This window comes from Streptomyces sp. NPDC101191, from assembly GCF_044767915.1.
Taxonomy (GTDB): Bacteria; Actinomycetota; Actinomycetes; order Streptomycetales; family Streptomycetaceae; genus Streptomyces.
Genome location: NZ_JBIWOU010000002.1, coordinates 1,241,675 through 1,254,759, shown reverse-complemented (window position 1 = coordinate 1,254,759; position 13,085 = coordinate 1,241,675). Strand labels below are relative to the sequence as shown.

Annotated in this window: 13 protein-coding genes; 2 read left to right on the top strand and 11 right to left on the bottom strand. The window is 73.7% G+C overall.

What is annotated here, in order from left to right:
* Positions 1-35 precede the first annotated feature (35 nt).
* On the top strand, positions 36-473 hold the full coding sequence (locus ACIRQF_RS12500; protein ID WP_376631755.1) for a hypothetical protein: 438 nt from the start codon (positions 36-38) through the stop codon (positions 471-473).
* 14 nt (positions 474-487) lie between these two features.
* On the opposite strand, the gene mug is transcribed toward ACIRQF_RS12500, so the two are convergent.
* The 11 genes from mug to bioB all read right to left on the bottom strand — a co-directional run bounded on the left by mug (position 488) and on the right by bioB (position 11,636).
* Positions 488-1,069, bottom strand: a complete 582-nt coding sequence (gene mug / locus ACIRQF_RS12495) for a G/U mismatch-specific DNA glycosylase (RefSeq protein WP_389752909.1) — start codon at positions 1,067-1,069, stop codon at positions 488-490.
* Positions 1,066-2,505: an adenylosuccinate lyase gene (purB, locus tag ACIRQF_RS12490; RefSeq protein ID WP_382479140.1), complete on the bottom strand. Its 1,440-nt coding sequence runs from the start codon at positions 2,503-2,505 to the stop codon at positions 1,066-1,068. Before purB ends, mug begins: the two co-directional genes overlap by 4 nt.
* A 90-nt stretch (positions 2,506-2,595) precedes the next feature.
* Entirely contained in the window at positions 2,596-3,378 is a 783-nt protein-coding gene (locus tag ACIRQF_RS12485; protein ID WP_389752850.1) for an SGNH/GDSL hydrolase family protein, read from the bottom strand.
* A gap of 244 nt (positions 3,379-3,622) precedes the next feature.
* On the bottom strand, positions 3,623-4,639 hold the full coding sequence (locus ACIRQF_RS12480) for a hemolysin family protein (RefSeq protein ID WP_403522375.1): 1,017 nt from the start codon (positions 4,637-4,639) through the stop codon (positions 3,623-3,625).
* Positions 4,636-5,967 carry a hemolysin family protein gene (locus ACIRQF_RS12475; RefSeq protein WP_376631747.1) on the bottom strand — a complete coding sequence of 444 codons (1,332 nt, stop codon included), beginning with the start codon at positions 5,965-5,967 and terminating at the stop codon, positions 4,636-4,638. The genes ACIRQF_RS12480 and ACIRQF_RS12475 overlap by 4 nt, the downstream gene beginning before the upstream one ends.
* A 172-nt stretch (positions 5,968-6,139) precedes the next feature.
* Positions 6,140-6,598, bottom strand: a complete 459-nt coding sequence (locus tag ACIRQF_RS12470) for a GNAT family N-acetyltransferase (RefSeq protein ID WP_376631746.1) — start codon at positions 6,596-6,598, stop codon at positions 6,140-6,142.
* Between the two features lie 43 nt (positions 6,599-6,641).
* Positions 6,642-7,532 (bottom strand): TIGR03621 family F420-dependent LLM class oxidoreductase, encoded by an 891-nt coding sequence (locus ACIRQF_RS12465; RefSeq protein WP_382479092.1) that lies wholly within the window; start codon positions 7,530-7,532, stop codon positions 6,642-6,644.
* Positions 7,533-7,572: 40 nt separating this feature from the next.
* Positions 7,573-7,917, bottom strand: coding sequence for a VOC family protein (locus ACIRQF_RS12460; protein ID WP_403522368.1), 345 nt, complete (start codon positions 7,915-7,917; stop codon positions 7,573-7,575).
* A gap of 252 nt (positions 7,918-8,169) precedes the next feature.
* The gene (bioD, locus tag ACIRQF_RS12455) at positions 8,170-8,892 is read right to left on the bottom strand and encodes a dethiobiotin synthase (RefSeq protein ID WP_404091479.1); all 723 of its coding nucleotides are present in this window, start codon (positions 8,890-8,892) and stop codon (positions 8,170-8,172) included.
* Between the two features lie 220 nt (positions 8,893-9,112).
* Positions 9,113-10,393 (bottom strand): adenosylmethionine--8-amino-7-oxononanoate transaminase, encoded by a 1,281-nt coding sequence (locus ACIRQF_RS12450; protein WP_376631738.1) that lies wholly within the window; start codon positions 10,391-10,393, stop codon positions 9,113-9,115.
* Positions 10,386-11,636, bottom strand: coding sequence for a biotin synthase BioB (gene bioB, locus ACIRQF_RS12445; protein WP_376631736.1), 1,251 nt, complete (start codon positions 11,634-11,636; stop codon positions 10,386-10,388). Before bioB ends, ACIRQF_RS12450 begins: the two co-directional genes overlap by 8 nt.
* A gap of 142 nt (positions 11,637-11,778) precedes the next feature.
* On the opposite strand from bioB, the gene ACIRQF_RS12440 reads away from it, so the two are divergent.
* On the top strand, positions 11,779-12,990 hold the full coding sequence (locus tag ACIRQF_RS12440; RefSeq protein WP_404091475.1) for an 8-amino-7-oxononanoate synthase: 1,212 nt from the start codon (positions 11,779-11,781) through the stop codon (positions 12,988-12,990).
* The last annotated feature ends 95 nt before the right edge of the window (positions 12,991-13,085 follow it).

Genomic DNA, 13,085 nt, shown 5'->3' with positions numbered 1-13,085 from the left:
CAACTGCTGTCGGACCGGAGCGGTTTACTGGCTTCATGGAGACGAGACAGCACCTTGCGGCGATCGACGACCTGGTCGGCCGGGCCTTCCCGGAGCGTGCCGAGAGCTCCGGGTACCGCGACAGCGGCCCGGGCCACCACGTCGACGCGCTCGCCACCAGCGAGGAGTTCTGGGAGTGCGACGCCACCCACCGGTTAGACGTCGAGGAACAGTACGAGGCGGACCGGGATGGCCTCTCGACGCTGTTGGGCGCCCGCTGGGGCCCGCCCCAGGTCTTCAGCCTCTGGTCGGTCCTCGACCGCAGCATGTCCGGCGAGCGGATACCCGAGCCGTGGGGCGTGCTGAGCTGCCACGTCCCGGACCTGCACCTGTGGCGGGCGCGCGGGAGGTGGATCGGCCTGGGCGTGTCCCAGTGGGACAAGGAGCTGCCCTTCCAGCTCCTCGTCGTCGTCACCACGGTCGACCCGCCCTGACCGGCAGACACCCCCTAGGCACGCCGGTCCGGCAGTCCCGCGGCCTCCCGGAGCCGGGCGTACTCCTCCGCCATCGTCTGCGCCGTCCAGTGCGCGTTCAGTCCGCTGGGGTTGGGCAGCGCCCAGACGCGGGTCGTTCCCGAAGGTCCGGCGATCGTGCGCTCCTGCGGTCCGATCGCGGCCTTCCGCTCGCCGAACGCCGTGCGGTACGCGGTCACGCCGACCACCGCGAGCCAGCCCGGGGCCAGCCGCCGCACCTTCTCGGTGAGGATCCGGCCGCCCTCCCGGTACTCCTCCGCGCTCAGCTCGTCCGCCCGCGCGGTGGCCCGTGCCACCACGTTGGTGATGCCGAGGCCGTACGCGAGGAGCTCCTCCTGCTCGGCCGGCGCGATCAGGCGCGGGGTGAAACCGGACAGGTGCAGGACCGGCCAGAAGCGGTTGCCGGGCCGCGCGAAGTGGTGGCCGGTCGCAGCCGTCATCAGACCCGGGTTGATCCCGCAGAAGAGGACCGAAAGGCCGCCCGCGACCACATCGGGAACGAGGCGGTCACGGGCGGCCTGGAGCTCCTGCGCGGAGAACCGGGGGGTTCCGGTCAGAGGATCGCCCCGGGGGTGTAGCCGGCGGCCTCCGGGTGCTGCTTCACGATCTCCTCGATACGGGACACCACGGCCGCGACCTGGCCGGCGGCGGCACCGGTGAAGGACAGCTTGTCCGCCATCAGCTCGTCGAGCTGCGCGCGGTCCAGCGGGATCCGCTCGTCGGCGGCCAGCTTGTCGAGCAGCTCGTTGCGCTCGGCGCCCTGCTCGCGCATGGCGAGGGCGGAGGCGACGGCGTTCTCCTTGATGGCCTCGTGGGCGAGCTCGCGGCCGACCCCGGCGCGGACCGCGCCCATGAGGACCTTGGTGGTCGCCAGGAAGGGCAGGTAGCGGTCCAGCTCGCGGGCGACGACGGCGGGGAAGGCGCCGAACTCGTCGAGCACGGTGAGGAAGGTCTCCAGGAGACCGTCCAGGGCGAAGAAGGCGTCGGGCAGGGCCACGCGGCGGACCACGGAGCAGGACACGTCGCCCTCGTTCCACTGGTCGCCGGCGAGCTCGCCGGTCATCGAGGCGTAGCCGCGCAGGATGACCATGAGGCCGTTCACGCGCTCGCAGGAGCGGGTGTTCATCTTGTGCGGCATCGCCGAGGAGCCGACCTGCCCCGGCTTGAAGCCCTCGGTGACCAGCTCGTGACCGGCCATCAGGCGGATCGTCTTGGCGATCGAGGACGGGGCCGCGGCCAGCTGCACGAGCGTGGTGACCACGTCGTAGTCGAGCGAGCGCGGGTAGACCTGGCCGACCGAGGTGAAGGCGTGCGCGAAGCCGAGGTGACCGGCGATCCGCTGCTCCAGGTCCGCCAGCTTCGAGGCGTCGCCGCCGAGCAGGTCGAGCATGTCCTGGGCGGTGCCGACCGGGCCCTTGATGCCGCGCAGCGGGTAGCGGCCGAGCAGCTCCTCCAGACGCGCGTACGCCACGAGGAGCTCGTCGGCCGCGGTCGCGAAACGCTTGCCGAGGGTGGTGGCCTGGGCGGCGACGTTGTGCGAGCGGCCGGCCATGACCAGCTCCGCGTACTCGCCGGACAGCTTGCCGAGACGGGCGAGGACGGCGACCGTACGGTCCCGCATCAGCTCCAGCGAGAGCCGGATCTGCAGCTGCTCGACGTTCTCGGTCAGGTCGCGGGAGGTCATGCCCTTGTGGACGTGCTCGTGGCCGGCGAGGGCGTTGAACTCCTCGATCCGGGCCTTCACGTCGTGCCGGGTGACCTTCTCGCGCTCGGCGATGGAGCCGAGGTCGACCTGGTCGAGCACACGCTCGTAGTCGGCGAGCGCAGCCTCCGGGACCTCGATCCCGAGGTCCTTCTGGGCACGCAGCACCGCGAGCCACAGCCGGCGCTCCAGCTTCACCTTCTGCTCGGGGGACCAGAGGACGGCGAGCTCCGCGGAGGCGTAGCGGCCGGCCAGGACGTTGGGGATGCGGGGCTTCGCAGCAGCAGTCACGTGTCCAGATTCTACTGGCGGTTTCTGCAGGCCAGCGCCACGGTCCCGGCTGGAGCTTGCTACGAGACGCGCGTCACGTCACCGCGCCGGTCAGCCGGTCTCCGGCAGCTCGTACGGCAGCAGCTCCGGGCGCTTCGGCGCGCGGCCGTCGCCCGAGGAGCGGCCGGTGAGCCGGCGCCCTATCCACGGGCCCAGGTGCTCCCTGGCGAAACGGGCGTCCGCGATCCGCCGGGCGGCCCAGCCCGGGAGCGGGGTCGGCGCGAGCGGGGTGCGCCAGTCCTCCTCGGCCGGCAGGCCCAGGGCCTGCCAGACCGCCTCGGCCACCCGGCGGTGCCCCTCCCCGGTCAGGTGCAACCGGTCCACGTCCCACATGCGCGGGTCGCCGAGCGCCGGAGCGCCGTACAGGTCGACGACCACGGCGCCGTGCCGGGCGGCGAGCTCGTCCACGTACGCGAAGAGCTCCTCCATGCGCGGCCGGAAGCGCTCCATGACCGGCCCCTGGCGGCCCGGGCTGCGCATCAGGACCAGTTGTCCGCACGACGGGGCGAGCCGCTCCACGGCCTCGCCGAGCAGACCGCGCACCCGGCCCATGTCGCACTTGGGGCGCAAGGTGTCGTTGAGGCCCCCGACGAGGGTGACGACGTCGGCCTTCATGGCCGCCGCCGCGTCCACCTGCTCCTCGACGATCTGGCCGATCAGCTTGCCGCGCACGGCCAGGTTCGCGTACCGGAAGCCGGGGGTACGGGCGGCGAGGCGGCCCGCGAGGACGTCGGCCCAGCCGCGGTAGGAACCGTCGGGCGTCAGATCCGACATGCCCTCGGTGAAGCTGTCGCCCACGGCGACGAGACTGGTGTACGTGGCATTGATCTCCATGGCCCAGCGATCATACCGTCCGGTATGGCGCTCCGGCCCGCGGAGACCCGGCAGGGGACGCTCCGAGCGGCCCCTCCCCTGGGTCTCGGCCGGGATCCGGTCGTGGCCCGCCCCGACCCCGACGATCCGGCCGACCGCCCCCGCCTCGCCGCGCTCTCGCCGTACCCCGGCTGGCGCGCCTCCCCGGCCCCGGCACGACGAAGGGCCCCGGGACGGGGTCCCGGGGCCCTTCGCGTGGTCGGGACTACACGGCGGGGCGGCCCACCAGCTCGCGCAGGACGTCCTCCATCGTCACCAGGCCCGCCAGCCTGCCGTCCTCGTCGAGGACCGCCGCCAGATGGGTCCGGCTGCGCCGCATCGCCGTCAGGACGTCGTCCAGCGGCGTCACCGCCCGCACGCGGGCGATCGGCCGCAGCGCGGCCACCGGGAACGGCAGGTCGCGCGGGGTGACGTCCAGGGCGTCCTTCACGTGCAGATAGCCCAGGATGCGGTGCTCCGCGTCGACGACCGGGAAGCGGGAGAAGCCGGACCGGGCCGCCAGGGCCTCCAACTGCTCCGGAGTCGTGTCGACCTGCGCGTACACGACCTTCTCCGCCGGCATCACCACGTCGCGCACCGGGCGCCGGCCCAGCTCCAGGGCGTCGTGCAGCCGCTCGGCCGCCCGGTCGTCGAGCAGGCCGGCGTCACCGGCGTCGGTGACCAGACGGGCCAGCTCGTCGTCCGAGAAGGTCGCCGAGACCTCGTCCTTCACGTCCACCCGCAGCAACTTCAGGATGCCGTTGGCGAAGGCGTTGATGGTGAAGATCACCGGGCGCAGCGCCCGGGTCACGGCCACCAGCGGGGGGCCGAGGAGGAGCGCCACGCGGGCCGGTTCGGCCAGCGCGACGTTCTTCGGGACCATCTCGCCGAGCAGCATGTGCAGATAGGTGGCCACGGTGAGCGCGATCACGAACGAGATCGGGTGCACGAGGCCGTGCGGCACGCCGACGGCGTCGAAGAGCGGCTCCAGGAGGTGGGCCATGGCCGGCTCGGCGACGATGCCGAGGACCAGGGTGGACAGCGTGATGCCGAGCTGGGCGGCCGCGAGCAGCGCCGAGACGTGCTCCAGACCCCAGATGACGCTGCGGGCCCGGCGGTCGCCGGCCTCCGCGAGCGGCTCGACCTGACTGCGGCGCACGGAGATCAGCGCGAACTCCGCGCCGACGAAGAAGGCGTTGACGAGCAGGGTCGCCAGGCCGATCAGCAGCTGGACGACGGTCATCGGCCGGCCTCCTCGCCGGAGTCGGGGAGCGGGGCGTGCAGCAGCACCCGGGCCGCCCGCCGCCCGGTGTCGTCGACCACGTCGAGGCGCCAGCCGGCCAGCTCCACGTGGTCACCGCGGACCGGGATCCGGCCGAGCGCCGTGGCCAGCACACCGGCCAGGGTCTCGTAGGGCCCCTCGGGCACGCGCAGGCCGATGGCCTCCAGCTGGTCGGTACGGGCCGCGCCGTCCGCGGACCACAGCGCGCGCCCGTCGGCGTCCTCGCCCGCCCGCGCCAGGTCCGGGGTCTCGTGCGGGTCGTGCTCGTCGCGCACCTCGCCGACGACCTCCTCGACGATGTCCTCCAGGGTCACGACGCCGGCCGTGCCGCCGTACTCGTCGATGACGACGGCCATGGTCTGCTTCCCGGACAGGCGGTCGAGCAGCTTGTCCACGGTCAGGCTCTCGGGGACCAGCAGCGGTTCGCGCAACAGGTCGCCCACGCTCCGGCGCGGCCTCTCCTCGGCCGGTATCGCGAGCACGTCCTTGATGTGCGCGATGCCGACGACCGAGTCCAGGTTGCCGCGGTAGACGGGGAACCGGCTGAGGCCGGTCGCCCGGGTCGCGTTGGCGACGTCCTCGGCGGTGGCCTGCACCTCCAGGGCGGTGACCTGGACGCGCGGGGTCATGACGTTCTCCGCGGTGAGCTCGGCCAGGTTGAGGGTGCGGACGAACAGCTCGGCGGTGTCCGCCTCCAGGGCGCCCTCCTTGGCGGAGTGCCGGGCCAGCGCCACCAGCTCCTTCGGGGAGCGGGCGGACGCCAGCTCCTCGGTGGGCTCCAGGCCGAGGCGGCGCACGGAACGGTTGGCCGTGTTGTTGAGGTGGCTGATCAGCGGCTTGAACGCGGCGCTGAAGATGCGCTGCGGGGTCCCCACCACCTTGGCGACGGCCAGGGGGGAGGAGATCGCCCAGTTCTTCGGCACCAGCTCGCCGACGACCATCAGGACGACGGTCGACAGGGCGGTGCCGAGCACCAGGGCAACCGAGGAGGCGACCGAGGGCGACAGACCGAGGGCCTCGATCGGGCCGCGGATCAGCGCGGCGATCGACGGCTCGGAGAGCATGCCGACGACCAAGTTGGTCACGGTGATGCCGAGCTGGGCGCCGGAGAGCTGGAAGGTGAGCGACTTGACCGCCTTGAGGGCGCCGGACGCGCCGCGCTCGCCCCGTTCGGCGGCGGCTTCGAGTTCGGAGCGTTCGACGGTGGTCAGCGAGAACTCGGCCGCCACGAAGGCGCCACAGGCGAGGGCGAGGAGCAGCGCCACCAGGAGCAGCAGCACCTCGATCATCGGTTCACCTCCGTCCCTCGACGAGTCCCATGATCACTCAGGGACGGGAGGACCGCGCGGTGTCGGTTCGGGGAACGGGGACTGGGAGGCTCGCCCATGGGCGGACGCTCACACCTTTCGCTAGATGATCGATTCTGCACACCATGGTAAAGGATCGGCAAAGCGGCTCCCTTCAGTCGGCCAGCGGCTTCACCCAGCGCGTCCACTGCTCCTGCGGCCCGTACGCCGCCGCCTGCCACGCGGCCTGTCCCAGCGCGTTCCCGTCCAGCACCATCGCATCCGCGCGCCGGCCCCCGAGCCGGACGAAACGCTCCTCCGCCGCCGCGAGCAGTGCGCCGCCGATCCCGCGACGGCGGTGGCCGGGGTCGACCGCCAGCCGGTACAGATGGCAGCGCCATCCGTCGAAACCGGCGATCACCGTCCCCACGAGTTCCGCCTCCGCCCCGTCCGTCCCGCCGGCCGCCGCCCCGACCCGCTCCGCGAGCAGCAGCGCCTCCGGGTCGCGCTCGACCAGCCGTGCCACCCCGGCCCGGTCGTCGCTGATGCTGGTCCCCTCGGCCGCCGCCTTCCAGAAGGCGAGCACGGCATCGATGTCGGCCGCCACCGCGGCCCGTATCCGAAGATCGTCCATGCCGGAATCCCACCACCGGTCCGTCCCGCGCGTCGAGCGTGTTTCACCCCTCAGACGTGTCGGAAGCCTCGGCCGCGCGCAGCCGCGCGATCACCGGGCCGAAGGCCTCCATGGAGTGGTCGAGCACCGTGAAGTACGAGATCCCCAGCCGCTCCCGCAGTGCGGTCAGCCGGTCGGCGATCTCCCGCACCGTCCCGATCGCGAGGACCGGCAGACCGAGCACCTGCTCCTCGGAGAGATACGGCACGAGCGGCAGGAACTCCGCCACGGCCGCGGAGGGGTCGTCGGTCACGAGCACGCGCTGGAGCAGCAGATTGCGCTCCGCGGGCGTCCGGCGGCCGGCCTCGTCCTCGAAGCGCTCGTACGCGGAGACCCGCGCGGTCATCTCCTCGGCGGTGAGCAAGGTCGACGCGGCGCCGTCGAACCGGCCGCCGGAGAACGCCGCCACGTCCGCGTGGCGGGCCGCCAGGCGCAGCACGCGATCACCGTTGCCGCCGATCAGCAGCCGCACGCGCGGGGATCCCTCGCCGCCCTTCAGCGCCCCGGTCAACCCCTCGACCGTACGCGCCAGATGATCGACCCGCTCGCGCGGCGGCAGGAAAGGGACCCCGGCCTGCTCGTGCTCGGACCGGACGTATCCCGTACCGAGCCCGAGTTCGAGCCGTCCTTCGGTCAGCGCGGCCGTCGTCGTCACCTCGCGCGCGAGCAACACCGGGTTCCAGAAAGCCGCGTTGAGGACGAACGTGCCCACCCGCGGGCGGGTGGTGGCCTCGGCCGCGGCGACGAGCGACGGGAACGGGGCGGGCATCCCCAGGTGATCGGCGACCTGGATCAGGTCGTACCCGAGTTCCTCGGCGCGGCGGCAGCGGGACCGCCATTCGCCTCCGGTGCCGGGAGTGAGCATGCTGACGGAGAAGCGGAAGGGCAGCACCACGACGAATCCTCCTGACCGACGGACCCCGGACGACCGGCCCTCACCCTGTCACGAAGCAGAACTCGTTTCCCTCCGGATCGAGCATCACCTGGAAGGAACCCTGCTCGTCGGTCACGAGACCACCCGAGCGGCGGGCGCCCAGGGGTGCCACCTCGTCGGCAGCCGCCGTCGGATCGGCCACCTCCACGTCCAGATGGACCCGGTTCTTCACCGCCTTGCCCTCCGGCACCTGCTGGAAGGCGATCCGCACGAAGCCGGGCGGGTCGACGTACGACCAGTCGGGGCTCCGGTCGACCGGAGCCCCGCCGAGGACCGCCGCCCAGAACCGCACGAGGACGGCCGGTTCGGCACAGTCGAACACGATCTCCTGAACACGAGCACGCATGCGGTCAGGGTACGGCGGGTGGTCGGGGCGGAGGCCCGCTCCCGCGCTGTGGTCGGGCATCAGGGGCGGGGCTCAGGCGCCCGCTCCCGCGCTGTGGTCGGGCATCCGGGGCGGGGCTCAGGCGCCCGCTCCCGCGCTGTGGTCGGGCATCCGGGGCGGGGCTCAGGCGCCCGCTCCCGCGCCGTGGTCGGGCATCGGGGGCCGGGCTCAGGCGCCCGCTCCCGCGCCGTGGTCGGGCATCCGGGGCCGGGCTCAGGCGCCCGCTCCCGCGGCCGCGGCGAACGCCGTCGCGTCCCAGGCACCGCCCAGCGCGGGCGCCAGCCACGAGGCCGCTCCGGACCGGAACTCCTCCGCCGCGAGCGCTCCCGCGCCCGCCGGCACGGCCCCGAGCAGCGGCGCGCCCGCCGCCTCGGGGAGGTCCGCCAGATTGCACCGGGCGGCCAGATCCGGCTCCTCCGGCCAGCTGCCGACCACGACCCCCAGCTGTTCGATGCCGCGCGCCCGGAGCGCCTCCGCCGTCAGGGTCGCGGTGTTGAGCGTGCCGAGCCCGGCCGGGACCACCACGAGCACCGGCGCGCCGAGCAGCCGGGCCGCGTCCGCGAGCGTCCCGCCCTCCTCGTCGAACCGCACGAGGAGGCCGCCCGCGCCCTCCACGAGCACCAGGTCGTGCGTGGCCGCCAGCTCACGCGCCGCCGCCGCGACGGCGTCCGGCCGGACGGGGTCCAGGCCGGCGCGGCGCGCCGCGGTCCCGGGGGCCAACGGCTCGGGGAATCGGGCCAGTTCCTCGCCGGTCACGGCCCCCGACAGCCGCAGCACGTCGGCCACGTCCCCCGGCTCGTCGGGTCCGACGCCCGTCTGCGCGGGCTTGAGCATGGCGACGGACCGCCCGGAGGCGGTGGCGACGGCGGCGAGGGCGGCGGTGACGACGGTCTTGCCGATCTCGGTTCCGGTGCCGCTGACGACGATGACGCTCATGAAGCTGATGTCCTCTCGACTGTTTCCGATCCGGGCCCCGCACCCCGCAGAACCCGGCCCCCCACACGCGTGCGCCGGCCCCCCATACAGCGGGGGGCCGTCCTGCCGCCGGGCCCGTGCGGGCGTTCCCCCCTCGGGGTGGGCGGCGCGCCCCGCGGCGGGGCGGCGGGGCGGTACGGCCGCGCCCCGCGGCGCCCCGCCCGCCCCGCAGCGCTCCGTGTCAGCCCGCGGCTGCTGCCGCTCGTACCGCCGCGCAGATACGCGCCACGTCCTCGTCACCCGTCACGAACGGCGGCATCGTGTAGATGAGGTCGCGGAACGGACGCAGCCAGACCCCGGCGCGTACCGCCGCGCTCGTGGCGGCGGCCATGTCGACGTCGTGGTCGAGCTGGACCACGCCGATCGCCCCCAGGACGCGGACGTCACGGACGCCCGGCAGGTCGGCGGCACCGGCGAGCCCCTCCCGCAGACCCGACTCGATGCGCTTCACCTCGACCTGCCAGTCCTGCCCGAGCAGCAGGTCGAGGGAGGCGAGGGCGACCGCCGAGGCGAGCGGATTGCCCATGAAGGTCGGCCCGTGAGCGAGCACGGGGACCTCGCCGCGCGAGATGCCGTCGGCGACCCTGCTCGTGCAGAGCGTCGCGGCCATCGACAGATAGCCGCCGGTCAGCGCCTTGCCGACGCACATCACATCGGGGGAGACCCCGGCGTGATCGGCGGCGAACAGCGCGCCCGTGCGCCCGAACCCGGTCGCGATCTCGTCGAAGATCAGCAGTACGTCGTGGGCGTCGCACGCCTCCCGCAGCACCCGCAGGTACTCGGCGCTGTGGAAACGCATGCCACCCGCGCCCTGCACGACCGGCTCGACGACCACCGCGGCGAGCTCGTCCGCGTGCCGGCCGATCGCCTCGCGCAGCAGCTCCGCGTACGCCTCCTCGTACGCGGCCGGCGGCGCCTCCACGAACACCTGCCGCTGGAGCACCCCCGACCACAGTTCGTGCATGCCGCCCTCGGGGTCGCACACGGACATCGGCTGCCAGGTGTCGCCGTGGTAACCGCCGCGCCAGGTGAGGAGACGGCGCTTGCCGGGACGCCCGACCGAGCGCCAGTACTGCAGGCACATCTTGGCCGCGACCTCGACCGCGACCGATCCGGAGTCGCTGAGGAAGACGTGCCGCAGCGGCTCGGGCGTGATCTCGACGAGACGCGAGGCGAGGCGGACGGCCGGCTCGTGGGTGAGGCCGCCGAACATGACGTGGCTCATCCGGTCGAGCTGGCCGCGGGCCGCCTCGTTGAGCACGGGGTGGTTGTAGCCGTGGATGGCCGACCACCAGGAGGACATGCCGTCGATCAACTCGGTCCGGCCCTCGCTGGGTTCGGCCAGCCTGAGCCGCACCCCGGACGCGGACGCGACGACCAGCGGATCCGTACGGCCCGGCATCGGGCCGTACGGGTGCCAGACGTGCGCCCGGTCCAGGGCGAGGAGTTCGTCGTTACGCATTCGGGGCGAGGTCCGTACCGGCGCCCCGGCGGCGCACGGCCACCAGGTCCGTGCGGGCGTCCGAGGCCGGCGCCGTGGCCGCCGCCGGCACCTCGGCGTGCCCGCCGCAGGGACCGCAGCCGCCGCCCGCCTCGGCGTGCGAGCCACAGCCCGCACCGGCCGACGCGCCGGAACCGCAGGCACCACCGGCCTCCGCGTGCGAGCCGCAGCCGCCGCCCGCCGCCGCGGCCAGGGCGTCCGCCCGGTGCGCCGGGAGCGTCGTCGTGCCCGCGCCCTCCACCTCGAAGCCCGCGTCCGCGATCATGTCGAGGTCCGCCTGGCCGGCCTGGCCCTCGCTGGTGAGGTAGTCACCGAGGAAGATCGAGTTGGCGATGTTCAGCGCCAGCGGCTGCATCGACCGCAGGTGCACCTCGCGGCCGCCGGCGATCCGGACCTCGACGTCCGGGCACACGAACCGCACCATCGCCAGGATCCGCAGGCAGCGCTGCGGGGTCAGGTTCCACTCCTTGGCGAGCGGCGTGCCCTCGAACGGGATGAGGAAGTTGACCGGCACCGAGTCGGAGTCCAGCTCGCGCAGCGCGAACACGACGTCGACCAGGTCCTCGTCACTCTCGCCCATGCCCGCGATCAGGCCCGAGCAGGCGGACAGGCCGGCGCCGTGCGCCTTCTGCACGGTGTCCACGCGGTCCGCGTAGGTGTGGGTGGTCGTGATGTCCCCGTACGTCCCCTCGGACGTGTTGAGGTTGTGGTTGTACGCGTCGGCGCCGGCGTCCTTGAGCCGCTCGGCCTGGCCGTCGGACAGCAGACCGAGACAGGCGCAGACCTCCACGCCCTCGTTCTGCTCCTTGATCGCCTCGATGGTCTTGCCGACGCGCTCGACGTCACGGTCCGTCGGACCGCGACCGCTCGCCACCAGACACACCCGCTTCGCGCCGCCCGCGACACCGGCCGCCGCGGCGGCCGAGGCCTCGTCGGGCTTGAGCCACGTGTACTTGAGGATGCCCGCGGTCGAGCCGAGCCGCTGCGAACAGTAGGAGCAGTCCTCGGGGCACAGCCCCGACTTCAGGTTGACCAGATAGTTGAGCTTCACCCGCCGCCCGAACCACTGACGGCGCACCTTGCCGGCAGCGGTCACCACATCGAGCAGGTCGTCGTCGGATGTCGCCAGGACGGCGAGGGCTTCTTCGCGGGTCGGCAGCTCGCGCCGCAGCCCCTTCTCCACCAGGGTGTTCAGCAGGTCCATAAGGGCTGATCCTTACCTACGGCAGACCCCGGGGCCAAGGAAGAGAAGAACAAACAGACCGGTTTGATGTGTGTGTATGGCCACACCATGTCCCCGGGCCCGGACCGTTAGGGTCTGTGGGCTGCCTACAAAAGGATCTGCCATGCCGCCGTACGCCGAGGACCCGCAGGACGTGCCGGAGCCGAGGGAGGGCCCGGACCCCCGCAGGGCCGCCTTCGCCTGGACCGAGACCGCGGCCCGGCAGCGCGCGGACGCGGGTCTCGTGCGGACGCTGCGGCCGCGAGCGGCCGAGTCGGAGCTGCTCGACCTCGCGAGCAACGACTACCTCGGTCTCACCCGCCGCGCGGAGATCACCGAGGCGGCGGCCGCGGCGGCCCGCCGCTGGGGCGCGGGTTCCACCGGCTCGCGGCTCGTCACCGGCTCGACCCGGCTGCACGCCCGGCTGGAGCGTGAACTCGCCGAGTTCACCGGTTTCGAGGCGGCGCTCGTCTTCTCCTCCGGATACACCGCGAACCTGGCCGCGCTCACCGCGCTGTCCGCCCGGGACGGGCTGATCGTCTCGGACGCGGGCAACCACGCGTCGATCGTCGACGGCTGCCGGCTCTCCCGGGCCGAGACGGCGGTCGTCCCGCACGCCGACCCCGAGGCCGTCGCCAAGACGCTCGGCGCGCACCCGGACCGCCCGGCACTCGTGGTCAGCGACTCCGTCTTCTCGGTCGACGGCGACAAGGCACCGCTCGCGGCGCTCGCGACGGCCTGCCGGGCGCACGGCGCGGGCCTGGTCGTCGACGACGCGCACGGGCTCGGCGTGCTCGGCGCCGGCGGGCGCGGCGCCCTCCACGAGGCGGGGCTCGCGGGCGCCCCGGACGTCGTCGCGACCCTCACGCTCTCCAAGTCGCTGGGCAGCCAGGGCGGTGCCGTGCTCGGCCCGGCCCGGGTGATCGAGCACCTGGTGAACGCCGCCCGCACCTTCATCTTCGACACGGGACTCGCCCCGGCCGCCACGGGTGCCGCCCTCGCGAGCCTGCGGCTGATCGCCGCCGAGCCGGCCCTCGCCGACCGGGCCCGTACCGTCGCGGGCACGCTGCACCGGCTCCTCACCGAGGCCGGCCTGACCGCCGTACGCCCCGATGCGGCCGTGGTCTCGGTCCGCGCCCCGGGCCCGAATGAGGCGCTCCGCTGGGCCGCCGACTGCCGTGAACTCGGTCTCGCCGTCGGCTGTTTCCGACCTCCGTCGGTCCCGGACGGCATCTCCCGGCTCCGTCTGACCGCCCGCGCGGACCTCACGGACCACGAGATCGAGCGCGCGGTCGCGACGATCGTCCGCACGGCCCCCAAGGGCGCGGCCGTCTGAGACCGGCCGCCCGCGACCGGGCGCGCGCCCGCGCGCCCGGTCCGTAGCGGTGGCGGGCGCGCCGCAACCGCACGCCCCTGCGCGCTCGTCCTAGA